This is a genomic window from Levilactobacillus paucivorans (assembly GCF_001437125.1).
Classification (GTDB): domain Bacteria; phylum Bacillota; class Bacilli; order Lactobacillales; family Lactobacillaceae; genus Levilactobacillus; species Levilactobacillus paucivorans.
The window spans coordinates 1-23,345 of the sequence record NZ_JQCA01000038.1 but is presented as its reverse complement, the minus strand read 5'-3'; the positions used below and the strand labels follow the sequence as shown (position 1 = coordinate 23,345).

24 protein-coding genes are annotated in these 23,345 nt (G+C 49.9%); 20 read left to right on the top strand and 4 right to left on the bottom strand.

The window, feature by feature from the left end; genetic code table 11:
- Nucleotides 1-68: 68 nt before the first annotated feature.
- Nucleotides 69-4,502, top strand: coding sequence for a leucine-rich repeat protein (locus IV54_RS03605; RefSeq protein ID WP_057878036.1), 4,434 nt, complete (start codon nucleotides 69-71; stop codon nucleotides 4,500-4,502).
- A gap of 69 nt (nucleotides 4,503-4,571) precedes the next feature.
- On the opposite strand, the gene IV54_RS03600 is transcribed toward IV54_RS03605, so the two are convergent.
- Complete coding sequence (locus tag IV54_RS03600; protein ID WP_057878035.1) at nucleotides 4,572-5,312, bottom strand: amino acid ABC transporter ATP-binding protein; 741 nt, start codon at nucleotides 5,310-5,312, stop codon at nucleotides 4,572-4,574.
- Complete coding sequence (locus IV54_RS03595) at nucleotides 5,305-6,780, bottom strand: ABC transporter substrate-binding protein/permease (RefSeq protein WP_057878034.1); 1,476 nt, start codon at nucleotides 6,778-6,780, stop codon at nucleotides 5,305-5,307. The genes IV54_RS03600 and IV54_RS03595 overlap by 8 nt, the downstream gene beginning before the upstream one ends.
- A gap of 278 nt (nucleotides 6,781-7,058) precedes the next feature.
- Here IV54_RS03595 and IV54_RS03590 point away from each other — a divergent pair, with 278 nt between their 5' ends.
- The 17 genes from IV54_RS03590 (at nucleotide 7,059) to IV54_RS03515 (ending at nucleotide 20,521) form a co-directional block, all read left to right on the top strand.
- Nucleotides 7,059-7,796, top strand: coding sequence for a YebC/PmpR family DNA-binding transcriptional regulator (locus tag IV54_RS03590; RefSeq protein ID WP_057878033.1), 738 nt, complete (start codon nucleotides 7,059-7,061; stop codon nucleotides 7,794-7,796).
- 106 nt (nucleotides 7,797-7,902) lie between these two features.
- The gene (gene comGA / locus IV54_RS03585) at nucleotides 7,903-8,871 is read left to right on the top strand and encodes a competence type IV pilus ATPase ComGA (RefSeq protein ID WP_057878032.1); all 969 of its coding nucleotides are present in this window, start codon (nucleotides 7,903-7,905) and stop codon (nucleotides 8,869-8,871) included.
- 34 nt (nucleotides 8,872-8,905) lie between these two features.
- Nucleotides 8,906-9,862 (top strand): type II secretion system F family protein, encoded by a 957-nt coding sequence (locus tag IV54_RS03580; RefSeq protein WP_057878031.1) that lies wholly within the window; start codon nucleotides 8,906-8,908, stop codon nucleotides 9,860-9,862.
- On the top strand, nucleotides 9,855-10,160 hold the full coding sequence (locus IV54_RS03575) for a competence type IV pilus major pilin ComGC (protein WP_057878030.1): 306 nt from the start codon (nucleotides 9,855-9,857) through the stop codon (nucleotides 10,158-10,160). Before IV54_RS03580 ends, IV54_RS03575 begins: the two co-directional genes overlap by 8 nt.
- The gene (locus IV54_RS03570; protein ID WP_057878029.1) at nucleotides 10,141-10,599 is read left to right on the top strand and encodes a pilus assembly FimT family protein; all 459 of its coding nucleotides are present in this window, start codon (nucleotides 10,141-10,143) and stop codon (nucleotides 10,597-10,599) included. The genes IV54_RS03575 and IV54_RS03570 overlap by 20 nt, the downstream gene beginning before the upstream one ends.
- Nucleotides 10,571-10,774, top strand: coding sequence for a hypothetical protein (locus tag IV54_RS03565; protein WP_057878028.1), 204 nt, complete (start codon nucleotides 10,571-10,573; stop codon nucleotides 10,772-10,774). Before IV54_RS03570 ends, IV54_RS03565 begins: the two co-directional genes overlap by 29 nt.
- Nucleotides 10,771-11,205: a hypothetical protein gene (locus IV54_RS03560; protein WP_057878027.1), complete on the top strand. Its 435-nt coding sequence runs from the start codon at nucleotides 10,771-10,773 to the stop codon at nucleotides 11,203-11,205. Before IV54_RS03565 ends, IV54_RS03560 begins: the two co-directional genes overlap by 4 nt.
- Nucleotides 11,160-11,402 carry a hypothetical protein gene (locus IV54_RS11675; RefSeq protein WP_157054344.1) on the top strand — a complete coding sequence of 81 codons (243 nt, stop codon included), beginning with the start codon at nucleotides 11,160-11,162 and terminating at the stop codon, nucleotides 11,400-11,402. The genes IV54_RS03560 and IV54_RS11675 overlap by 46 nt, the downstream gene beginning before the upstream one ends.
- 68 nt (nucleotides 11,403-11,470) lie before the next feature.
- A complete protein-coding gene (locus tag IV54_RS03555; protein ID WP_057878026.1) occupies nucleotides 11,471-12,493 on the top strand; it encodes a class I SAM-dependent methyltransferase in 1,023 nt (340 codons plus the stop codon).
- A gap of 15 nt (nucleotides 12,494-12,508) precedes the next feature.
- A complete protein-coding gene (locus tag IV54_RS03550; protein ID WP_057878025.1) occupies nucleotides 12,509-13,699 on the top strand; it encodes an acetate/propionate family kinase in 1,191 nt (396 codons plus the stop codon).
- 201 nt (nucleotides 13,700-13,900) lie between these two features.
- Nucleotides 13,901-15,301, top strand: a complete 1,401-nt coding sequence (locus IV54_RS03545; protein WP_420806169.1) for an amino acid permease — start codon at nucleotides 13,901-13,903, stop codon at nucleotides 15,299-15,301.
- Nucleotides 15,302-15,419: 118 nt separating this feature from the next.
- A complete protein-coding gene (locus IV54_RS03540) occupies nucleotides 15,420-16,268 on the top strand; it encodes an aldo/keto reductase (RefSeq protein ID WP_057878023.1) in 849 nt (282 codons plus the stop codon).
- Between the two features lie 12 nt (nucleotides 16,269-16,280).
- Nucleotides 16,281-16,889 (top strand): metallophosphoesterase family protein, encoded by a 609-nt coding sequence (locus tag IV54_RS03535; RefSeq protein WP_057878022.1) that lies wholly within the window; start codon nucleotides 16,281-16,283, stop codon nucleotides 16,887-16,889.
- A 59-nt stretch (nucleotides 16,890-16,948) separates the two neighbouring features.
- Nucleotides 16,949-18,346, top strand: a complete 1,398-nt coding sequence (locus IV54_RS03530) for a bifunctional metallophosphatase/5'-nucleotidase (protein WP_057878021.1) — start codon at nucleotides 16,949-16,951, stop codon at nucleotides 18,344-18,346.
- Nucleotides 18,343-19,092, top strand: a complete 750-nt coding sequence (locus IV54_RS03525; RefSeq protein ID WP_057878020.1) for a YutD family protein — start codon at nucleotides 18,343-18,345, stop codon at nucleotides 19,090-19,092. The genes IV54_RS03530 and IV54_RS03525 overlap by 4 nt, the downstream gene beginning before the upstream one ends.
- Before the next feature lie 12 nt (nucleotides 19,093-19,104).
- Nucleotides 19,105-19,899, top strand: coding sequence for a TIGR01457 family HAD-type hydrolase (locus IV54_RS03520; protein ID WP_057878019.1), 795 nt, complete (start codon nucleotides 19,105-19,107; stop codon nucleotides 19,897-19,899).
- Nucleotides 19,892-20,521: a TIGR01906 family membrane protein gene (locus IV54_RS03515; RefSeq protein WP_083488491.1), complete on the top strand. Its 630-nt coding sequence runs from the start codon at nucleotides 19,892-19,894 to the stop codon at nucleotides 20,519-20,521. Before IV54_RS03520 ends, IV54_RS03515 begins: the two co-directional genes overlap by 8 nt.
- A gap of 48 nt (nucleotides 20,522-20,569) precedes the next feature.
- On the opposite strand, the gene IV54_RS03510 is transcribed toward IV54_RS03515, so the two are convergent.
- Both IV54_RS03510 and IV54_RS03505 read right to left on the bottom strand, forming a co-directional pair.
- Entirely contained in the window at nucleotides 20,570-21,232 is a 663-nt protein-coding gene (locus IV54_RS03510) for a VTT domain-containing protein (protein WP_057878017.1), read from the bottom strand.
- 104 nt (nucleotides 21,233-21,336) lie between these two features.
- Nucleotides 21,337-21,846, bottom strand: coding sequence for a phosphatidylglycerophosphatase A family protein (locus tag IV54_RS03505; RefSeq protein ID WP_057878016.1), 510 nt, complete (start codon nucleotides 21,844-21,846; stop codon nucleotides 21,337-21,339).
- Between the two features lie 121 nt (nucleotides 21,847-21,967).
- Here IV54_RS03505 and IV54_RS03500 point away from each other — a divergent pair, with 121 nt between their 5' ends.
- Nucleotides 21,968-22,555, top strand: a complete 588-nt coding sequence (locus IV54_RS03500; protein WP_057878015.1) for a peptidylprolyl isomerase — start codon at nucleotides 21,968-21,970, stop codon at nucleotides 22,553-22,555.
- 42 nt (nucleotides 22,556-22,597) lie between these two features.
- Nucleotides 22,598-22,987 carry a CvfD/Ygs/GSP13 family RNA-binding post-transcriptional regulator gene (locus IV54_RS03495; protein ID WP_057878014.1) on the top strand — a complete coding sequence of 130 codons (390 nt, stop codon included), beginning with the start codon at nucleotides 22,598-22,600 and terminating at the stop codon, nucleotides 22,985-22,987.
- The last annotated feature ends 358 nt before the right edge of the window (nucleotides 22,988-23,345 follow it).

Below are 23,345 nucleotides of genomic sequence, written 5' to 3'. Positions count from 1 at the left end.
TGTTCGGAACATTTCGGTACAGCAACTGGGGTTGACTAGCCCGGTCATTGTGAGAGGAGCAAGCGACAATGCAAGCTAAACAGCATTACAAGATGTACAAGGATGGCAAACAATGGGTTTTTGCCGCGATTACTGTTGTTGCAGTGGGACTAGGCACTGCAATGGCTCAAGATCAGAGTATGGTAGCCCATGCGGATTCAGCAGATGCCGCCGCTACAGCTACATCCGCGAGTGGGCAACCAGCTAGTGGAGCTGACAAAGTGGCGCTAACCACGGGGACAAGTTCTGACGCGGGAACTTCAAGCGATGCCGCTGCTAAGGACGCCGCTGCTTCGAGTGCTGCAGCATCCAGTGCCGCGGCCTCAAGCGCAGCCGCTAGTGAAGCAGCTGCCAGTTCTGCGGCTGCCAGTGAGGCCGCGGCAAAAGAAGCCGCCGCCTCAAGTACGGCAGCAAGTGAAGCTGCCGCCAAGGAAGCCGCTGCTGAAGCCGCCGCGAAGGAAGCGGCAGCCAAGGCCGCAGACTTGCAGAACGTGACCAAAGAAGTGCAGACCTCTGACGTGACGCCAAGTATTGAAACCACGAGCCTTGATGTAACGCCTTCGCTGCTTGCTGCTCCGATGGCTGCCAGTCTTTATAGGAGTCAGGTCACGAAGGTGTCTTCTGATGTGACGGACGCTAGTTATTTCAAGGTGGATTTCGATAAAGACACGAAAGAAGCCACCATTACTGGATTGACAAAGGCTGTCAATGGAATTTTAACGATTCCAACGACCATGATTAATCCGGCTGATGGTGACGTCTACAAGGTGACGAGTATCGCCGATAACGCCTTTGTTTCCTATAATGCAGATGATCCCAACAACTTATCGATTGGGATTACGGGTGTGGTCATTGGTGATGGCGTGAAGACCATTGGTAGTGGTGCTTTTGCCTTCCTTTCAAACTTAAGAACCTTAGATCTTAGTGGCAATACGACACTCACAACGATCGGGAGTAGTGCGTTTGCTAGTGACAAACTGACGTCATTGACGTTGCCCAACACGGTGACGACAATTGGCGATTCAGCCTTTATTTACAACCCAATTGAAACGCTGGATTTTGGGCAAAACAACGTGCTGACTTCAATTGGTAAGGATGCGTTTACCAGTGCCCAAATCTCCAATCTGGTTTTACCAACCAGCATTCAAACGATTGGCGACGGAGCCTTCCGTTACAATTCAAACTTAGCCACAGTTAACTGGGGCGACTTAACTAACCTGCAAACAATCGGGGACAGTAGTTTTGCCAGTGACACGAGTTTAGGCGACGCAACCTTTTTGGGAAGTCTGACCAGTATCGGTGACGGGGCTTTTAGTTCCGACAGTTCGCTGGCGACGCTGAACTTTGATGCCGCAACTAGCCTGACCACTATCGGCAACGAAGCCTTTGAATATGATGGTAATTTGACAACGCTCACCTTGCCAGCCAGTTTGCAGACGATTGGGGACTATGCCTTTGCGGCGGATACCAAAAAGGATTCAGGTGGCAACACCGTTGGTGGGTTGACGACGGTTAACTTTGCGCCAGGTAGCCAACTAATTTCAATCGGTGAAGGGGCGTTCGTGTACAACACTTGGTTGAGCTCGGTGACTTTACCGGATAGTTTACAAACGATTGGGGCGTCAGCCTTTCTGGATAATACAGCCTTGACGTCGATTAAATTACCAGTGGGATTGACGACGATCGGTGATTTTGCCTTTACCTATGATGGCAACTTAACAAGTGTCGATATGACAGATGCTAACGCCTTAACGGAAATTGGTAATGGGGCCTTTGAATATACCGGGTTGACCGGTAACCTGAGCTTGCCAACGAACTTAACGACCATTGGCAATCAAGCTTTTGCGGGGGACCATATCTCAAGCATTACGTTCAATCCTAGCCTGACTACGATTGGCAACGGGGCCTTCATTTACAATGAATTGACGGGTAAAATCGTTCTGCCCAACAGCATTACAACCTTGGGCGACCAGGCTTTCTTCAGTAACCAATTGATCGGTGTTAGCGTTGGCCCAGATACGGCAATTGGTGATCAGGCTTTCAGCTATAACCGAATTACACAGCTGGCAACGAACCAGGAGACGCCTGACATCGCTTCAACGCAGTATGCGGCTATCTTTACGGATACAGCGCATGTCTCCTTAGATGACCTTTTTAAGACGTCTGTGGGGTCCTTAAACAATACAGACCTAAAGGTTTCCGACATTGAAGTCAATGGCGCGGATGCTGGGAGTCAAGTTACCTTCGATCAAACTACCGATACCTTCCAGGTAGCTAAAGGTGTCACTCAGTTTACATTTGCTTGGGCTTTAACCGATGCCGCTGGCCAGAACATTTATAACGGAACTTATCAGGTTGTTTTGAATGATCCCAATATCCAAGTTGTGAATACGGCCATTTGGTACGGGCAGAGTTGGACACCAGCGGACAACTTGTTCAATATTGAAGATACAAAGTTATCGCTGGATGACCTGGCTATCACATTGGATGGTCAACCGATTAAGCCTGATGATGTGATCAATGATCTGAGTGTTGGCACCCACAAGGTGATATATACCTACGGCAATGATAGTGAAACAGCCTTGGTAAAGGTTAGTCAACGGCAAGGATCATATTGGATTACCGGTTCACAAACCGCCACGTATAATGGCACAACACCAACTCCGGAGGCTTCAAATTATCAAATTCATCTAACCGATGGTTTCTTCTATGATTTGAAGGATGGGGATCTTGTGTTAACGCCGGTCGATGACCAAACCGTTAACGCCGGTAAGTATGTCGTAACGGTCAGTCCAGACGCTATCAATCGAGTCTTATCGCAGAGTCCAGATGCCGCCTCATATGTGTGGGACGAAGATCTGACGCAGAATTCGGCAACTCTGACGATTGATCCGGCAGTTATTGTCGCGACGGTCACTGGTCAAAAGACGGCAGGTCAAGCCGACCCGACACCAACAGTGACTGTTGACGGACAAGCTGTTAACCCAGCCGATTACGGTTTCACAGTAAGTCGAGAACCAGGTGAAACAGTTGGACAGTACGATTACAAGTTGGCGACAAGTACTAATCCTAACTACAGTGTGTCATTGAGTGCCAATAGCATATTGACAATCAACAAAGCAATACCAGCCTTGACTGGGAGTAACTACACGATGACAGCTGGTGATGCGGCACCAACTGTAGCCGACTTCAAGCCACAGGGAACTGACAGTAATGCTGAAGCAATCGACGCAAACAAGGTCACCCTCAGTCTTGGGAATGCCCAACTCAATCGACCAGGCACTTATGACGTCACGTTGAATTATCTGGACGTAGATGGGGTACAAACAGCAACTGCGACTGTGGAATTAACGGTTGTTGCCGCGAAACCAACATTAACTGGGAGTTCCTACACGATGACAGTCGGGGGTGCTACACCAACCGCCGCCGATTTCAAACCTGAAGGAACCGACAGCAATGCCGAAGCCATCGACGCAGGCAAGGTTACCGTCGACTTCGGGGATGCGACGCTCAATAGACCAGGTACTTATACGGTCACGTTGCGTTATCAGGATGGCAATGGTGTGACAGTAACGGCTCCTGTAACCTTAACGATTGATGCGGCAACACCAACGTTGACGGGGAGTAACTTCACGATGACGGCCGGGGATGCCGCACCAACTGCAACTGACTTTAAGCCTGAAGGAACCGACAGCAATGCCGAAGCCATCGACGCAAGCAAGGTTACCGTCGATTTCGGGGATGCGACGCTCAACAGACCAGGCACTTATACGGTTACGTTGCGTTATCAAGATAGCAATGGTGTGACAGTAACGGCCCCTGTAATCTTAACGATTGATGCGGCAACACCAACGTTGACTGGAAGCAACTACACGATGACGGTCGGAGATCCAATGCCAACTGTGGCTGATTTCAAGCCACAGGGGACCGATAGCAACGCCGAAGCCATCGATGCAAGTAAGGTTACCCTCGAACTTGGGGATGCCAAGCTCGATACACCAGGCACTTATACGGTTACGCTTAATTATCTGGGTGCTGATGGATTGCAAACGACGACCGTGACCTTAACGGTTCTCGCGCCAAGTACTGGTGGCTCCGGTGACGGAGGTGTCGATCCAACAGATCCCGTTGATCCGACAGATCCTACGGACCCAACCGATCCGGTTGCCCCGACTGATCCAACTAAGCCAGATCCAAAGCCAGGAACGACTAATGACCACGAGGTTATCAGTGATGGTGGCGTCCAAGCACCAGGTGAAACTCACCAATCACCAATCACCAGTGGTCAAGCCGCAATGCCACATGTAACAGTGCTGAAGACCGCTTCGGCGAAGTCAGCAACGACTGCCAAAGAAGCCACGTTACCTCAGACCAATGAGCAACAGACCCCTTGGTGGGCTGCCATTGGTGTTCTGTTAGGAAGCCTGGGCGTCTTCGGTGTACGGAAGCAACGTCGTCATTAATTGAAGACCAGATAAAAATGCCAACTCGCAATTGCGGGTTGGCATTTTTTGTCGAATCGTATTCAGAAATTACATGAGGATCTTAGATAAGAAGTCTTGTGCCCGTTCCGTTTGGGGGTCACTGAAGAAGGATTCAGGGGTGTTGTTTTCTTGGATGAAGCCATCCGCCATGAACCAGACCCGGTCGGCCACGGACTTGGCAAAGCCCATTTCATGGGTCACCACGACCATCGTCATCCCTTGATTGGCGAGTTCCTTCATGACGTTGAGAACTTCACCGACCATTTCGGGGTCTAAAGCTGACGTTGGTTCATCAAAGAGCATTACCTTGGGATCCATGGCGAGGGCCCGAGCAATGGCCACCCGTTGGGCTTGTCCACCAGATAGGTTACTAGGGAAGGTGTCTGCATGGTCATCTAAGTTAACTTGTTTGAGCAATTCATGGGCCCGTTTGGTGGCGGCAGCGTCATCGACAGCCTTAACTTTCATTGGGGCAAGCTTAATGTTTTCGAGAACCGTCATGTTGGGGAAGAGGTTGAAGTTTTGGAAAACCATCCCCATCTGTTCCCGCAGTTCGTTAACTCGCTTAGGGTCGAGCGTGGTGAGGTTCTCACCATTGAAATCAACTTCGCCACTCGTTGGCGTTTCGAGGAGGTTGAGGCACCGTAAGAAGGTACTCTTCCCACCACCCGAAGGTCCGATGACGACGATGACTTGGCCCGGATTGACCTGTTCCGTGATATCTTTCAAGACGACGTTGTCGCCAAAGTTTTTGGCGAGGTTTTTAACCTCGATAATTGGTTTAGTCATGTTGCATTCTCCTTTCAAAGAAGTTCAGGATCCGTGAGGCGGTGAAGGTCAGAATGAAGTAGAGAACCATAATGACCGCGATTGGTGCAACCCCACGGTAGGTGTCGGACCGAACGATGTTGCTTTGGAAGATCAGTTCGGAGACCCCGATAATGGAGACGATTGAACTGTCCTTGATTAAGGTGATAAATTCATTACCTAATGATGGCCAGATGTTCTTCAAGGCTTGTGGAAGAACCACGTAACGCATGGTGTAGCCACGAGACATCCCCAGGCTCCGAGCGGCTTCGGTTTGACCCTTATCCACGGAGTTGATCCCACCACGGATGTATTCGGCCACGTAAGCCCCGGAGTTCAAGGAGATGGCAATGATCCCAGACATGAGGGCGGGAAGGTTAACGACCAGTCCCAGACCAAAGTAAACAAACATGACTTGAACCATCATTGGCGTTCCCCGAATGAATTCGACGTAGGCCGTGGCTAACCACCGTAGACCAGTCATCAGTGGACCACCTTGAGCCATCCGTGCGAGGGCTAAGAGTACCCCGAGAATAAAGCCGAAGAAAACGGAGCAGACCGTGATAATCAGGGTGTATTCAACCCCTTTGAGGAAGGCCTTCCAGTAGTGCAACATGCTGGTGTTAACCGTGTTGGTCTTTAAGTACTTCCCGGCTGCGGGGAGGTAATCCTTGTTGACGAGGTTTTGTTTCTTAATCTGGTCGACGGACTTGTTGGCCGCGGCAACTAGTGAGGTTGAGCCTTTCTTGAAGGCAACAGACGCGCTGGTGTCAGACGCACTCAGGTCGAAGTCACTCGGAATTGAAGCCAGTTCCTTGTTATTGGAAACGTAGGCTTCGGCGGAAGGCTTTTCCATGGCGACCCCTTGGAGCTTGTGACTTTGAAGACCCAAGATGAGGTCGGAAACGGAGGTCATCCCTTTGACGGTCGTATCAGTCGTTTGCTTCTTGGATTCGTTATACATTGTGGAACCGGTTTGCGCCCCAATGGTTTTCCCTTTAAAGGAATCTTTGTTCTTATAAATACCCTTGTCGGCTTTGTTGATGACGATGCTGTACCCACCTTGATAGTAGGTATGTGTGAAATCAACATTCTTCTTTCTGGCTGGGGTGGGATTCATCCCAGAGATAACCATATCGACTTTACCCGTTTGCAGGGCAACGAGCAGGGAATCGAAGGACATGGATTTGACCTCTAATTTGACGCCCAGGTCTTTGGCAATCTTTTCCCCCACGGCAACGTCCATGCCGACGACTTTAGTCTTGCCGTGGACGGTTGCTTGAAATTCATAAGGCGGATAGTCCGGGGAAGTTCCCATGACCAGCGTGCCCTTCTTTTGAACTTGGGCGAGTGAATCATCGCTAGCGGCGTGTGCCGTTGTCCCTGTCATCGTGGCTCCAGTGAAGAGAGCGATGACCAGGGCTAAAAATAGAACCCATTTTTTCTTCATATGTGTGTGCTCCTCTGTTTTGATGATGTTTTAGAGTATAGAGTAGTTCGTGTATTTATACAAGTTTTATTTTGATAAATTTGTTTTTATACAGTAATTATTCAAATAAACAATGCAATAATCCCTTTTAGATAGGGAAGTCCACTAAAAAATATACATTTTTGATGAATAGTGGTTTTTTCCAGTCTAAGCAATTGAATGGTGGGGGTGTAAGTGCTAATATAAACAGTGTCTGTTTTATACGGATATCTATAAAATTTTAGAAAAGAGGAGTTACGATGTCAGGACATTCTAAATGGCATAACATCCAGGGCCGGAAAAATGCTCAGGATGCAAAGCGTGGAAAAATCTTCCAAAAAATCTCACGTGATTTGTACCAAGCTGCAAAAGCAGGTGGTCCTGATCCCGACGGTAACCCTCAACTTCGTTTGGAAATGGACAAGGCGCGGGCAGCTAACATGCCTAAGGAAAACATCAAGCGGGCTTTAGACAAAGCCTCTGGTCTTGGTGGCGCTAAGTTCGAAGAAATTACCTACGAAGGCTACGGTCCAGCCGGGACAGCGATCATGGTTGCTGCTTTGACGGATAATAAGAACCGTACGGCTGCCGCTGTACGTTCTGCCTTCACACACCATGGTGGCTCACTTGGTGCGTCAGGTTCCGTTTCATACATGTTTGACCGGAAGGGTTACATTGTAATCCTGCGTGATGGTCTGGACACGGATGAAGATACGATGTTGATGGATGCACTCGATGCCGGGGCAGATGACTTACAAACCACGGACGACGAGTTTAAGATTTTCACGGATGCTGCTAGTGAAATTTCAGTTCGTGATGCATTACAAGCTAAGGGCTACAAGCTGGATACTTCAGAAGTTCGGATGTTCCCACAAACGACGACTGAAGTTCCAGAAGCCAAGGTTACGCAATACCAAGGCCTCATTGATGAACTTAACGATAATGATGACGTCTCTGACGTTTACGAAGCTGCTGTTTTACCTGAAGGGGTCGAATAGAAAAGCTTTTGAGAGAATTCCAATTTGGAATTCTCTTTTTTTGCCTTTTTTTACACGAATCTGGGTTATTTAACGGAATTAGCCTTAAAGAGGGGAGCGGTAGCGAATGATTTCAGAATTAGTGACGGCAGTTATCGAGGCGGCACAGTCGATTCGAGCCAGCGACATCTACATTCTGCCCCGCGAAGCAGGCTATCAAATCTATCTGCGAGGCTTTCAGAAACGACACTTATGGCGAGAAATTTCGATGGCGATGGGGGAACAACTACTGACGTACCTGAAATTTCATGCCGACATGGTTGTGAGTGAACGTCGGCGTCCACAGGTTGGGTCCTTGGCCTGGAAGACCACTGAAATGCCGATCGATCTGCGATTATCCACGGTTGGCGATTTTTCTGGGAAGGAATCGTTGGTGGTGCGGCTTATTTATCCTTACGATACGTTACAGGCAACCTACTTGATGGCTGGCCAGTCCCAACAGCTCAGCGCCCTGAGTCGGCAGCGAGGCCTAATCCTATTTGCTGGGCCAACGGGGTCAGGTAAAACGACCGCGATGTATGCCATGGCCACCCAACTCGCCGGTGACCCTGTGGTGCTGAGCATTGAGGATCCTGTTGAAATCCGAGAATCTCAGTTTATTCAACTACAGGTGAATGCGGCGGCCGGGATGACTTATGAGGCTCTGATTAAGGTTGGCCTGCGTCATCGACCGGATGTCTTCATCATCGGTGAAATTCGGGATGCTCTGACGGCTCAGGCGGCGATTAGAGCCAGCTTGAGCGGCCATCTGGTACTTAGTACGGTTCACGCTAAAAATGCGCAGGGAACGGTGACACGGCTACGAGAACTGGGGGTGGCCGAGGCCGTCTTACGACAGGCGCTCACAGCGGCCTGTTACCAACGCTTAATTCCACGGCAACATCGTGAACCAGCGGTGTTATTCGATATTGTCACGGAGACGGATCTTTTTAGACAATCTAATCAAATGACGGAAAGGTGGCGTCAAGATCTTGAAAAAGCAAAACTCACGGGAGCAATCTCTTCGCAAGTGGCGCAAAGGTTCCGCGAGGGTTAGGTGGTCTCTTGCCAATCAGGCAGTCTTCTGTCAGGTGTTGGCTGACCAGTTGGCCAGTGGCTTTTCGTTGAAGCAGGCCGTGGCTTTCATCCGGCTGGTTGACCCGACACTACCGGCAACGATCGGCAAGATTGAACGGCAACTGGCCAGTGGACAGCCCTTTGTGCACTTACTGGAGCCTTATTTACAGCCCAACGTCTACTTTCAATTGTGGACAATGACGACCTATGGCGAGCTGGGTGTCGGTCTCCAACACGCCGCCGAGATGCTGCGGCTGATGGCGACTCAGCGGAAACGACTCCATCAATTGCTTGTGTATCCCGCGGGATTGTTGGTGAGCATGTTGGGGTTGTTCCTAGCCCTTCAGATTGGCGTCTTGCCCCAGCTTCAGGCGGGGATGGGTGCGACGGAAACGGTCGGTTTTCCTTGGACCAAATATTTAACGTTAGGTTGTGGCCTGGCAGTCCTGGGTGGCGGGGTGATTGGGTATTCCTGGTGGCGACAGAAAACGAGTCTGCAACGCGCAACCAGTTATCTCCATTGGCCAGTCCTTGGACGCTTGTTTCGAGCTTACTATGCCTATTACTTAGCAGCGACCTTGGGGCAACTCGTCCAGAGTGGTTTAAGTGTTCAACAGATGCTAACCGTATTACAGCGATTGCCGGAAGAGTCGCTATTGGCCCAACTGGCAACGGCATTGGATCACCAACTTACTAGAGGACAAGTTCCGACGATTTGGCTTCGGCAACAGGCCTACATTGCGCCACAATTGGTGATTCTCTTGCAGAAAGGAAGTACGACGGCGCAGCTAGCGCGTGAGCTCCAGGCCTTCGGTGTGATGCAGTATCGTGAGCTTACCCGACGGTGGGAGAGTGCCTTAGCGATCGTCCAACCTCTGTTACTAGGCGTGGTGGCTCTAATGATTGTGGGAGCCTATCTGAGTCTGTTACTGCCCATGTATGCCAACCTACAAGGGGTGACACATGGCTAGACGACATGGTTTTACATTGGTCGAAATGACCATCGTGCTCTTCATTATCTCGTTATTGGTGCTGATTATTTTACCCAATCTGAGTGGACAACGGCACCGGGCCCAAGGTATTCACCGTGGGGCGATGACGACCGTCGTACAGGGACAGATCACGGCCTATTTGGACGACCACCAAACGGCGACGACAGTTGACTATGGGACATTAGAGAAGTCGGGATATTTGACGCCACAACAGGTTTCTGAGGCGAAACGAGAGGGAATTTCGATTGTGACGGACCATGCGAAGGCAACGGGATAGGCACCAAGGTTTCACCTTATATGAGACACTATTAGTCTTAGCCATTGTTGCCAGCCTGACCACTTTGGTGGGCTTTCAGGCCAGGCATCAACGTCAAATTACTTCAGAGCGGGCCTTCTGGCCGGTCTGGCAACAGGCCTGGACGGCGGGGCGGCAGTGGGCCTTGGCTCATCGAACGATAGTGGATGTTCATGTCGATCCCAACACTGGTCGGACAACCTTTCGCGATGGGGTGACGCACCGTCTATTGCGTACTGTCAAGGCGCCGCCGGGATTACGATTGTTACCACCGGCAGCCGATTTGGAGATTCGGCGTAATGGGGTGAGTACTGCCCAAACACTGTGGTGGCACAGCCGGCCCAGTGGCAATTATTGGCAACAAACGTTTCAGATTGGAGGGGCGTTAATTTATGTGGCAGCAACGACTGAAGCCCCATGAAGGCTGGCTCTTGCCGGATGCCTTGTTGGCCCTGAGTATTGTGGCGCTAACGGTCATTCTAGCGCAACAGATGATCTTGACGACCCAACGACTCGAACGCGTCCGTGAACGGGAACTGCGGCTCGCGCGAGTGGCCCATGATCGCGCACTCGTGGCCAGCTTAAAGCGCTCATGAGCAAACGACGGGGATTCACGCTCGTGGAAGGTGTACTAGCACTGATCGTGGCTTCAGGGATGTTTGTTTTGGCTGTCGGGACTGCACGAGGCTTCATGCGACCGCTACGGCGCGACCCGGTGGCCTGGTATCAGGTTATTCAAATTCTGGAACAGCCAGGAAGGTACCGTGTCACGCGGGTTCACCGGCACAGTTTGGATTTAATTGATGAGAAGGCCGGCAATCATACCCTGAGTCTGAGGGTCAATCGTAAAGGGGTTTTACGCTTAACGAACGAGAAGGGACAGGGATATTATCCGCTGTTGCGACAGGTCACGGAGCTGGACTGGGCCGAAACGAAGATGACAGGGATTGTTCGGCTTCACCTAAAACAGGAGGGATTACCTTGGCAAACAACACTGGTCGATTTGCGCGGCGACGGGGGTTCTTAACGCTTTGGGCTCTGTTCTTCTTAACGATGGTCAGCCTCTTCATTGGCTTGCTGAGTGTTGCCCAAGCGGCGAGACGGGAGACCACCAATGAATTGATTCGCAGTACGCGGCAATCGACGCGACGGCTCGAACAGGGGAGACCGCGTGATGTAAAGCACGGTCGTTCGCCGAAGCAACGGCAAAGATTGCTTGAATAACTTTGGGAAAATCGGTAGTATAGATAGCAGAAACAATGTATTCTGCAAATTTTCCAAGGAGGCGAAGCGTGCTGTCACAAGAACAGACTGAAGCGCTCTTCAAAGTTTTGGATGAATCGACAACGATTCTTCAGACAGCGCTAAAAACATCCTATTTAGATGCGTTCATTGAAACGGGAGATAATCTATTAAATGGTCGGGTCCAGGTTGAAGATGGCCAACCCGATGAACAGACAGCCGCCAAATTAACGACGCTGTATCAAGGTGCCGATTGGCAAAAGATGACGGCGGAAACGGTCCGGCGGGCAGTTCAATTAGCGATGTTGAAGGCCATTCGTGTCGATGACATCCAAGCTAATCATCAACTCACACCGGATACGATTGCCTATATCATGGGTTATCTGGTAACGCGTCTCGAGAAGGGCAAGAAACATTTGTCAGTGTTAGACTTAACCGTGGGAACGGGGAATCTGCTGACAGCTGTCTTGTCGCAACTTAAGGAAGTCGTTGCCGGGGACATTTCGGCCTATGGGGTCGACAATGACGACACCATGCTGGCGATTGCGCAGACCTCAAGTGATTTGCAACAATTACCGGTGGAACTCATTCACCAAGACGCTTTGGAACGGTTACTCGTTCCAGCCAGCGACCTGATCGTCGCCGACTTGCCAATTGGGTACTATCCAATTGATGACAACGCCGCTAATTTCGAGACACATGCCAAATCGGGACATTCATTCGTTCATCATCTGCTGTTAGAGCAGGCGGTCAACCAGTTGAACCCGGGTGGTGTCGGCGTCTTCTTGGTGCCAACCCAGCTATTCCAAACTGATGAAGCCAAGGGGCTGTTGAAGTGGGCCGCACAAAATGCCTACTTACAAGGGCTCTTAAACTTGCCAAGTGAATTGTTCATGAATGCTAACGCCCAAAAGGCCATTCTGATCTTACAGAAGCCAGGTGCCGGGGCCAAGCAAGTTGAACAAGTCATGTTGGGCGAGTTCCCTTCATTCAAGAATCAATCCGCATTTCAAAAGTTTGTGGCGGAGATCGTGCAGTGGGAAGAACAAAATCTGCTGACGGACCGCTCATAAGAAGGAGAAAATCACATGGGAAAATCATTAGCAATTAATGCCGGAAGTTCTACATTGAAGTTCAAATTGTTCCAAATGCCTGAAGAATCAGTCATTGCCGAAGGGGCGATTGAACGAATCGGGTTAGGTAACTCCTTAGTTGAAGTTAAGTATGGCGATGGGCAGAAGTATGAAACCCATCAAGATGTTGACGATCACAAGGAAGCCATTCAATTAATGTTAGACCAATTGACTGAATTGAAGATTATCAAAGACTTCAATGAAATCACTGGGGTCGGCCATCGTATCGTGGCTGGGGGTCAAGAATTCAAGGACTCCGCAGTCATTGACGACGATGTTCTTCAAAAAATTGAAGACCTGTCCGAATATGCGCCACTGCACAACCCAGCGGCCGCAATGGGAATCAAGGCATTTAAGAAGATTTTACCAAACGTGTTGAGTGTGGCTGTCTTTGATACCTCCTTCCACACCACGATGCCTGAAGTTAACTACATGTACGCCATTCCTTACGAATACTACGAAAAGTTTGGTGCTCGTAAGTACGGTGCCCATGGGACGAGTCACCGTTACGTTGCCGGCCGAGCTGCCGCAATGTTAGGAAAGCCACTCGAAGACCTGAAGTTAATCACGTTGCACTTGGGTGCCGGGGCTTCCATCACTGCTATCAAAAATGGGAAATCATTTGATACTTCAATGGGCTTCACGCCATTAGCTGGGATCGAAATGGCTACCCGTTCTGGTGATATTGATGCATCCTTAGTGGCCTTCTTGATGGAAAAGTTAAACATCAAGGACCCTAATGACATGATTAACATCTTGAACAAGAAGTCCGGTTTGCTTGGGGTTTCTGGTGTATCTGCGGATATGCGTGACCTGGAAAAGGTTCAAGACAAGAATCACCGCGCTAAGTTAGCCCGGGATATCTTCATCAACCGAGTTGTTCGTTATGTCGGAGCCTACATTGCCGAATTAGGTGGCGTGGATGCTATCGTCTACACGGCCGGTGTTGGTGAAAACGATATTACTATTCGTCAAGAAGTTGCCGACAAGTTGGCTTACTTTGGTATCGGTGTTGACCCCGAAAAGAATAACATTCGCGGGGTTGAACGTGACTTGAGTAAGGCCGGTTCAACGGTTAAGACGTTGTTGATTCCAACGGATGAAGAGTTAATGATTGTCCGCGATATCGAACGTCTGCGTAAATAATTAAATCAATCTAGAGAGCACTTCAGAGATGGGGTGTTCTTTTTTGTTCAATAGTTGAACGAATTTCACCTTATAATTTTAAAAGTGAGTAAAAGTGCATAGCTCCGGGGCTGAGAGAAAATTCGGTCACTGCCCTTACCAGCTCATAGATTGGTATTACCACTGGGGGTGTGTATAATATTATTCAACAAAGGGGAGGATATGATGAAAGACAGTCAACTTAACAATGAGCAAGAATTCTCTCGCGGATTGCAGAGCCGGCACGTCCAAATGATTGCGCTGGGGGGCACAATTGGAACGGGGCTGTTTCTGGGAGCTGGTCAATCAATTCATTTGGCCGGGCCCTCAATCATTCTCGCTTATCTCATTACGGGAATTATGTGTTTTCTACTGATGCGTGCGCTGGGGGAGTTATTGCTCTCCGATCTCAACGTGCATTCTTACATTGATTTTATTCAACGCTACTTAGGTGACAATCTCAGTTTCGTCGCAGGCTGGACCTACTGGGTTTGCTGGATCACGATTGCCATGGCTGAAGTGACCGCTGCCGGGCAGTATATGGAATTTTGGTTCCCCCAATTGCCCCAATGGGTGACTGGGATTGTAATGTTGGGGATTCTCTTAGCCCTCAACTCCGTCACGGTCAGTGCTTTTGGCGAGACCGAGTTCTGGTTTGCCATTGTTAAAATTGTGGCGATCATCGCGTTAATCTTAGCTGGGGTCTATATGGTTGCCGTTCACTTTCCGACACCTGCCGGCCATGCGAGCGTCATGAATCTCACGCACGGTGGGGTCTTTGCCCATGGCGCCAAGGGATTCTTCCTATCGTTCCAGATGGTTCTTTTTAGTTTCGTGGGGATCGAAATGGTGGGGATGACCGCATCCGAAACGGCCAACCCACGAAAAGTGATTCCTAAGGCAATCAATGAGATTCCGATGCGGATTATTCTTTTCTATCTCGGGTCATTGCTGGCTATTATGTGTATCTATCCCTGGCAGGCAGTTTCGCCAACCAGCAGTCCCTTCGTTCAGGTCTTTAAGAACGTCGGGATCAAGTCGGCAGCGGCGGTGATTAACTTTGTGGTTTTAACTGCCGCAGCCTCGGCTTGCAACAGTTCCTTATTCACGACGGGCCGGATGCTCTTCTCGTTAACTTACCAGGGTAAGGGGCGATTTGCCCGCCAAATGGGAACCCTGTCCAAGCAACAGGTCCCAGTTCACGCCTTACGTTTCTCGACACTGGTGATTGCCATTTCCGTTTTTCTCAATCTCATCATGCCAGGCCACGTTTTTTCCTTTATCGCTAGTGTGGCGACGACGTGTTTCCTGTTTATCTGGGGGCTGATTGTGTTGGCCCATTTGAAGTACAAGAAACAACTGAGGGCAACCAAGCAGGCGGGGCATGGATTTGCGATGCCATTCTTCCCACTCAGTGATTACTTGATTCTGGCCTTCTTGGCCATGGTCGGAGTTGTTCTGCTGTTCCGGGCAGACACCTTGATTGCCCTGGTCGGTTCGATTCTCTGGCTAGTTGCCTTGAGCTGGGGTAAACGCGTTCACGATCGCCGGCAGAATATGGCTGTCGATGAATCGGAAGACTAATTTCAAGTGAAAAGGAGCCAACTTCCAAATAGAAGTTGGCTTTTTAGATCCTCAGAGTCGGCGAAGCTGGGGGTGAAGTGCTACGATAGGAGTAATTGAAAATACTGGAGGAATTGTGATGAGGGAAGTTACGTTTGGTGGAACCACGGTTTCCGCAATTGGGATTGGAACTTGGCACATGGGTGATCGGACCGATCGGCGTGACGCTGAGATCGCGGCGATTCAAGCCGGGATCCACGCCGGGGCCCGCGTGGTCGACACGGCTGAAATGTATGGCTCCGGACGGTCCGAGAATTTAGTCGGCGAGGCATTGACGCCATTTAAACGAGAGGATCTTTTCTTAATCTCCAAGGTTTTACCAGAGAATGCTTCTCGCGATCGGATGCAGACGAGCCTGGAGGCCAGTTTGAAGCGGCTACGGACGGATTATTTGGATCTTTATTTATATCATTGGCGGGGTAACGTTCCGTTAGCGGAAACCATTACGGAACTTCAACGCCTCCAGAAAACCGGTCTCATTCATCGGTGGGGTGTTTCGAACTTCGATGGCGATGACTTGCAGGAACTTTGGGGGTTACCAGAAGGGCCCAAGGTTGCGGCCAATGAGGATCTCTATCATCTTGGTAGCCGCGGCGTTGAATACGCGGTGCTCCCTTGGCAACAAGCCCACCAGGTACCATTCATTGCCTATTCACCCATTGCCCAAGGAGATACGCATGGCCACCAATTGGCTAGCAATCCCGTCGTGAAAGAAGTCGCGGCGGCCCACCAAGTGGGTATCTATGAGATTCTGTTGGCTTGGGTCATCAGCCATGACCAGGTGTTGGCCATCCCCAAAACGAGTTCGGTTGACCACATGCGCGCCAACATTGCGGCAGGTCAGTTAACGCTGAGTGCGGCCGAACTCACGGCACTAGACCGTCAGTTTCCAAAACCAACGACAGCGACACCATTAGACATTCTTTAAGGAGACCTCAATTTGCAATATTTTACGTCGGATACCCATTTCTTTCATACGGATCTGCTGGGGATGAATGACTTTGCTCCCCGGCCATTTGACTCGGTAGAGGAGATGAATCAAACCATCATCGATAATTGGAATGCACGAGTGACCCCCACGGACACCGTCTATCATCTGGGAGATATTGCGCTGTACTTTACGAAGCCAGCCGTGAAATCAGATGAGGCGGTAGCCAATGTCTTATCACAACTCAACGGTCACCTTGAACTCATTAAGGGAAACCATGACAGTCGGGCGCTCTTTAAGTATCTAGCCGCCCACAATCCGGTCGATCATGGCCAACCCAAGTATCAGTTTCATGACGTGGGCGCCTTGATCAAATACGACCATCGACAGTATTACATGACCCATTACCCAATGATGTTGGGAATCGTCAATCAGATTATCAATTTGCACGGTCATATTCATCACTATGCCATCCCAGTTAAAGAAAATATTAATGTCGGGGTCGACACGCCTGAAACGCGCTATCTAGCCGAAAAAGTGCCATTTGGGACACCATTCTCCACTTCAGAAATCGAAGAGATGGTCACGGGAAAGGCTCAGGAATTCCAAGAAAAGCAATAGCGCTTGACCGGGCTCCCTGGATGCCGTACGATTAAACTCAGTGTTAAAGGAGTGTCAGCATGGAACACATCACGTTATTACACACGAATGATCTCCATTCGCATTTCGAAAATTGGCCGCGGATAAGGCGGTATTTGTTAGCCACCAGAGAGCATGATCTCGCTGCTGGGAATGCCGTCTATACCTTTGATTTGGGTGACAACGTCGACCGGGCTCATCCGGTAAGCGAAGCCACTCTGGGCCAACGTAATGTGGTCCTGATGAATCAGATCGGGTATGATGCCGTGACCATCGGGAATAACGAAGGGCTGACACTCAACCATAAACAATTAAATCATCTCTATGACTATGCCAACTTCCCAGTGGTCCTGGGGAATCTGGTGACAACTGATACACAACAGAAGCCAGACTGGGCCCAAGATCACCGGATCCTGGTTACTCCTGCCGGGACGCGGATCTTGGTGCTGGGGCTCACGGCATCTTATCAGCTGACCTATCCCTTGTTAGGGTGGACAGCGGTACAAGCCGATCAAGCCCTGACGCAACTCTTAGCGGCCTATGCTGGACAATATGACCTCTGTGTCCTGTTATCCCACTTGGGAATTAACGTCGATCGCCAGCTGGCCAAGCGTTTTTCTCAGTTGACCGTGATTATCGGGAGTCACACACATCATTTGCTGGTTCATGGTGAGCAGCAGGGGCAGAGCCTCCTCGCAGCGGCGGGAAAGTTTGGACGGTACGTCGGGCGCATTGAACTCGATGTGGGTTCTGACCATCAGCTGTTGAAGGGAACCGCTGGTGTGGTGACTACTGCTGATCTACCGGTGCTACCATCCGATGCGGGCGAGATTGCCCAGCTGGAACAGATGGGACATGACATCTTGCGAGAACAGCGCGTGGCGAAGATCCCAGCAACTATGGAGGCCGATCCATTTGGTCATCCCCGGATCGTACAAGAGGGGCTTCATGCCATTGCCGAGTACGCGGGGACTCAGGCGGCTATTTTAAATTCAGGGCTGTTTCTGGCCGACCTGCCACGTGGCGTGGTCACACAGGACCAACTTCATACGATTCTGCCGCACAGCATGCACGTCATGCGCGTGACCCTCAGTGGCTATGATTTGTGGCGACTGATTCAGGAAGCGGAACAGGCTCGTCTCTTTCTGCGGCATTTTCCACAGCGCAGGATGGGTTTTCGGGGCAAGGTGTTCGGTGAGCTCAATTATCTTGGGATTGCCTATAATCCACAGACCCATCAGGTCACTTGGCGCGGTGAGCCTGTTTCGCCAATTCGCCAGTACACGCTAGCGGTCGTGGATCACTATTTATTCGTACCGTTCTTCCCAACCATCTCAATTGTCGGGAAAAATGAACTCTTTTATCATGACTTATTGCGGGAGGTGTTCGCTCAGTATCTTGGGCGACACTATCCCTTGAACACAGATCGGAAAGGATGAAGACGTTGGATCGAAAGGAATTGGAGGCACTCGTTGCCGAGCAACGCGAAAGTCGAGAACCAGTTGCCGAAGTAGTTCGGGGGGATGAAACCCACCTGACGATCAACGGCCACCCGTATGAGCTGGTTGCAAACGTTCGGGAAGGTTTCGACTTCTTGGAATTTTCTCGGCGGTTTAGTACCATTTTGAGTAAATTTGATTATATTGTGGGTGACTGGGGCTTTGAGCAACTGCGCCTGAAGGGGTTTTATGCGGAGGACCGGGCCGGTGCCAAGCAGAATCAGATTGACGCTGTGCAGGACTATTTGTATGAATCTTGTAACTTTGGATGTGCTTATTTCATCTTGCATAACTTAGACGTCAAGGCCGCACCTAAGCCGCGTCGCAGCCGTTCACGGCGTCGTAACCGGAGTGGGTCGAGCCAGGCTAAACGGCCACAGGGTGAAAAGACTTCACAGCCGGCAGCCAAGAGTTCACAGAAGACCACAGCTACCAAGCCAGCTACGAACGCTCACAATAATAAGAACAATGATGGGACTCAGAGACCCAAGCCATCGAACGGGTCCAATAACGGTTCTCGTCGCCGGCGATCACGGCATTCACGACACCGTAATACGGCCCATCCATATACTGAAGAGCACCGTCAGACCACAAAACCGGAAAAGAAGGCCGCTAAGACAGTGACCGTTGCTACTGGCGGTCAGGGTCGGCGACACTTTACCATTCGGCAGAAAAAAGAAGAGTAGGGAGAGTTTGCGTTGAAAGACTACCAGGCCTATTTAATTGATTTGGACGGGACCGTTTATGCAGGTACCAAGCGTTATCCAGCGGCCAAGCGGTTCATTGAACGGCTTCAAGCGGCCCAAATTCCTTTTAAGTTTGTCACGAACAATACAACGCAGTTACCCCAGGCTGTCGTTAACAATCTGGGAAACAATCACGATATCCATGTGACTCCGGAGAACGTCTATACGGCGGGACTGGCGACAGCCGATTATCTGGATCAGCTTGCCGGTGAGACGACGAAACGTACAGTCTATGTCGTGGGTGAGATCGGGTTGAAGCAAGCCCTGGCTGCCAAAGGGTTCACGGTCGATGAAGAACATCCAACCTACGTTGTTGTGGGATTGGATAGTGATGTCACTTACGAAAAGTTTGCCAAGGCAGTGTTGGCTGTTCGGAGTGGGTCGACTTTTATTGGGACCAATTCGGATTCCAATATCCCTAAGGCTCGCGGCTTGATGCCCGGTGCGGGGGCATTGGTTGACCTGGTCCGGTATGCGACGCAACAGCAGCCGATCATGATCGGTAAACCGGAACCCATTATTCTACAGAATTCCCTGCGTCAACTAGGCGTTGCTCCAGAGCAGGCGCTGATGATCGGGGATAACTACCATACGGATATTCTCGCCGGTATTCACGCTCAGGTGGACACACTGCTCGTCTATACGGGGGTCTCGACGCCGGAACAAGTGGCGACGGAGACAGTGCCACCAACCTATACGGTACCATCATTGGATCATTGGGATTTCGAGGTGGGGCCACGTGGCTAGATGGCAACGGGCGGTCGGATTAACGGCAGTCTTTTTGGCTTTGGTAACCGTGAGCATCCTGTTGACGATTAATGCCATTTGGCTGTATCGTCTGGATATTGGCTGGCTGCATATTAGTCGAACGGTGGGGATGAGTGCCTCACGACTGATGCATAACTACGGTCAGATGCTGGCTTATCTCGAGTTGCCCTGGGTCACGGATTTAAATATGAGTGATTTTCCCACGTCATTTACGGGAATGATTCACTTTCATGACGTGAAGACGTTATTTCTCGTCAATAATTTGGTCTTCATCGTGACAGTGGCCCCAGCGTGGCTTTATCTGCGTCAGCTGAAACGTGAGGCGGCTGAGTGGCGGTTACTACGACCAGTTACGGTGGCCGCAGTGGTGCCAATGGTCTTAGCAGCCTGCATGGCGATCAATTTCCAAGGCTTCTTCGTGACCTTTCACGAGGTTCTCTTTCGCAATAATGACTGGCTGTTTGATCCGGACCTCGATCCGGTGATTACGGCCTTGCCAGATACGTTCTTTCTGCACTGCTTCGTCTTAGCCTTTTTGCTTTTCGAAGCCGGGCTGGGTTGGCTTTATTGGCGAGGACGTCAGGCAATTAAACGGGCATAAGAAAAGCGCAATCGAGCTTAGTCGATTGCGCTTTTTAAAATTGAGTGATTAATCTTCTTCTGGTGTCCGAGATGCCGGCTTTTGCCGACCCTTGAGCCAACCAACGACGGCCGGAATCAGTGAAATCACGATGATGCCGAGAACAACCGCTGAGAAGTGGGCTTTGACGAAGGGAATGTTACCAAAGAAGTAACCCCCGCCACAACAGATCAGAACCCAAGTAATCGCGGCACTCACATTGTATTGAAGGAATCGGCGGTAAGGGAACTGGGAACCAGCGGCCGTGAAAGGCACGAAGGTTCGGATGATTGGCATGAACCGACCTAGGAAGATCGCGAGTGGCCCATGTTTCCTAAAGAATTTCTCTGACTGAGCTAATTTATCCTTATTGATGAGCCGGCCGAACCAAGAATGGTTGGACAATGCCGCACCGGCGCGTTGACCTAAGAAGAAGTTAAGTGAGTCCCCACCGATTGCGGCGAGGAGAAATAGACCGACGAATAGCCAGATGTTGAGGCCATAGCTCGGGTTGGCTGCTAGGGCGGCTGCGGCAAACAGCAAAGAATCGCCAGGTAAGAATGGTAGGATGACGGCACCCGTCTCCACGAAGACAACTGCGAATAGGATGAAGTAAGTCCACCCTCCAAAGGTATTGACGATATTGACTAAGTGAGCATCGATGTGCAGGACGAAGTCGATTAAATAGGCCATGTGATAAGTCTTCCTCTCCGATAGTTTAATGTAGCCACATTATAAGGGATCTCAGCGGATAAAGCAGAGAAAATGAGGAAACTTAACGGAATCATGAGGATTTCTTAGTGGAACGGGGTGTCCTGTTCACCAATATCATCGTGAGCGAGGCGAGCCGCGGCGGCCGCAGCGATTGCGCCAACCAGATCATCGAGGAAGGTATGGATAATGCCAGGTTCATGCGCATTTAGTTTTGCTAGGATCCCGGGCTTGGTCCGATCGATATAGCCGTAGTTGGTGAAACCGATGGACCCGTAGATATCGACAATAGAGAGAGCCATGGTCTCATCGACACCGTAGAGACCCTCATCACGTTCGACGATTGTTTGGAGGGGTTCCAAGAGGTCGTGCTTCTCTGCGGAGATGTCGAGTTGAATCCCAGTGATCACGGCATTTTGGACCTCGCGTTTGCTGAGGACGGTTTGCACGCTGTCGAGAGCCAGGTCCGCATCGAGGTCCTTGATGTAGTCTTTCTGAAGGAAAATGACGAGTTGTGCGATGTCTGGCAGGGTAATGCCCCGTTGGTTAAGTAGCGCGATGGTCCGTTGTTTTAAGGCGGTAGTTGGTTTGGCCATGAATGAAGTCTCCTTTGAATTATTGTGTATCCAGTATAGCACCGGAGTCATCGTTTGCATTTTTAAGCGTTGGCGGTGATAATAGACGTTTAGATAGTGTTAAAAGATATGGAGGATAATTATGACAAAGTTTCCACAAATTGATTTGGCTAACGCCCAGGGCCCCAAGGTAAGTATTGAAACATCTATGGGAACAATTCAGCTGCAGCTCTTCCCCGAGCAAGCACCAAAGACGGTTGAAAACTTTGTAACCCATGCGAAGGCTGGTTATTACGATGGGTTAACGTTCCATCGCGTCATTCCTAACTTCATGATTCAGGGGGGTGACCCAACTGGTACTGGTATGGGTGGCGAAAGCATCTGGGGACAACCTTTTGAAGATGAATTTTCACCTGAACTGTACAACTTGCGGGGCGCCTTATCAATGGCCAACGCTGGTCCTAATACCAATGGTAGTCAGTTCTTTATCGTTTCAGATACGGATATGACGGAGCAGATGCAAAGCCAGATGCGCGATGCCGGCTTCCCCGAAGAGATTGTGACAGCCTATAAAGATGGGGGAACTCCTTGGTTGGACTTCCGTCACACGGTCTTTGGCCAGGTGACTGAGGGGATGGACATTGTCGATGCTATCTCTAAGGTCAAGACGGATGCTAGTGACCAACCAGCAACACCAGTGACAATGGATAAAGTGACAGTTATCGAATAGGTTCTTGTCAGGCAGATAGACTGAGTTTAATGAGGTGAGACGATGGCATTTCAGATTGGCCAGAAGGTCACAGGACGAGTCACGGGCATTCAACCTTACGGCGCATTCGTCAGTTTGGGCGGACACCGTCAAGGCTTGATTCATATTTCCGAATGCCATTGTGGTTACGTCAAAGATATTCATGACTATTTAAAGGTTAATGAAGAAGTTAACGTCGTGATTCTTGATATCGATGAATACACAGGTAAGATTAGCCTGTCATTACGGTGTTTAGAACATGTTGACTTAGGGACGGAACCCATTGAGCATCAACACCGGCACTATTGGACCAATCATCGGATAAATATTGGGTTTGAACCGATTGATGAGCGGTTAGCGGGCTGGAAGGCCGAAGCCTTAAACAATTTAAATCAAGAGAAGACGCCCTCATAAAGGGACGTCTTTTTTTTCTGAAAAAACTGCTTGACCTGCTCGGGGATGATTGGTAAGATATTACCTGTTGCTGTTTGAGACGTGAATGCATAAAAATTAAATGGTTGAATAGCCATACAAATTTAAAACAATGCTTGACGTGTTAAACAGTGACTGTTACAATGATTTATGTTGTCTATTGCGACCAACTGATTTGATTAAATGATTTGTGTGATTGAATATATATACAAGTCGTCGAAAAAGTTGTTGACAGTAATTTCTCAACATGCTATACTTTAAAAGTTGTCACGGCGGTACGTTAACCGCGACAAGGTAGACCTTTGAAAACTGAACATTGTTTCGACAAACCAAATATGTG

Bases quoted from the DNA above. Each gene is read 5' to 3' on its own strand.
- IV54_RS03605 (WP_057878036.1), top strand. From the start codon at position 69: ATGCAAGCTAAACAGCATTACAAGATGTACAAGGATGGCAAACAATGG.
- IV54_RS03600 (WP_057878035.1), bottom strand. From the start codon at position 5,312: ATGACTAAACCAATTATCGAGGTTAAAAACCTCGCCAAAAACTTTGGC.
- IV54_RS03595 (WP_057878034.1), bottom strand. From the start codon at position 6,780: ATGAAGAAAAAATGGGTTCTATTTTTAGCCCTGGTCATCGCTCTCTTC.
- IV54_RS03590 (WP_057878033.1), top strand. From the start codon at position 7,059: ATGTCAGGACATTCTAAATGGCATAACATCCAGGGCCGGAAAAATGCT.
- comGA (WP_057878032.1), top strand. From the start codon at position 7,903: ATGATTTCAGAATTAGTGACGGCAGTTATCGAGGCGGCACAGTCGATT.
- IV54_RS03575 (WP_057878030.1), top strand. From the start codon at position 9,855: ATGGCTAGACGACATGGTTTTACATTGGTCGAAATGACCATCGTGCTC.
- IV54_RS03570 (WP_057878029.1), top strand. From the start codon at position 10,141: ATGCGAAGGCAACGGGATAGGCACCAAGGTTTCACCTTATATGAGACA.
- IV54_RS03565 (WP_057878028.1), top strand. From the start codon at position 10,571: ATGTGGCAGCAACGACTGAAGCCCCATGAAGGCTGGCTCTTGCCGGAT.
- IV54_RS03560 (WP_057878027.1), top strand. From the start codon at position 10,771: ATGAGCAAACGACGGGGATTCACGCTCGTGGAAGGTGTACTAGCACTG.
- IV54_RS03550 (WP_057878025.1), top strand. From the start codon at position 12,509: ATGGGAAAATCATTAGCAATTAATGCCGGAAGTTCTACATTGAAGTTC.
- IV54_RS03545 (WP_420806169.1), top strand. From the start codon at position 13,901: ATGATGAAAGACAGTCAACTTAACAATGAGCAAGAATTCTCTCGCGGA.
- IV54_RS03540 (WP_057878023.1), top strand. From the start codon at position 15,420: ATGAGGGAAGTTACGTTTGGTGGAACCACGGTTTCCGCAATTGGGATT.
- IV54_RS03530 (WP_057878021.1), top strand. From the start codon at position 16,949: ATGGAACACATCACGTTATTACACACGAATGATCTCCATTCGCATTTC.
- IV54_RS03525 (WP_057878020.1), top strand. From the start codon at position 18,343: ATGAAGACGTTGGATCGAAAGGAATTGGAGGCACTCGTTGCCGAGCAA.
- IV54_RS03510 (WP_057878017.1), bottom strand. From the start codon at position 21,232: ATGGCCTATTTAATCGACTTCGTCCTGCACATCGATGCTCACTTAGTC.
- IV54_RS03505 (WP_057878016.1), bottom strand. From the start codon at position 21,846: ATGGCCAAACCAACTACCGCCTTAAAACAACGGACCATCGCGCTACTT.
- IV54_RS03500 (WP_057878015.1), top strand. From the start codon at position 21,968: ATGACAAAGTTTCCACAAATTGATTTGGCTAACGCCCAGGGCCCCAAG.
- IV54_RS03495 (WP_057878014.1), top strand. From the start codon at position 22,598: ATGGCATTTCAGATTGGCCAGAAGGTCACAGGACGAGTCACGGGCATT.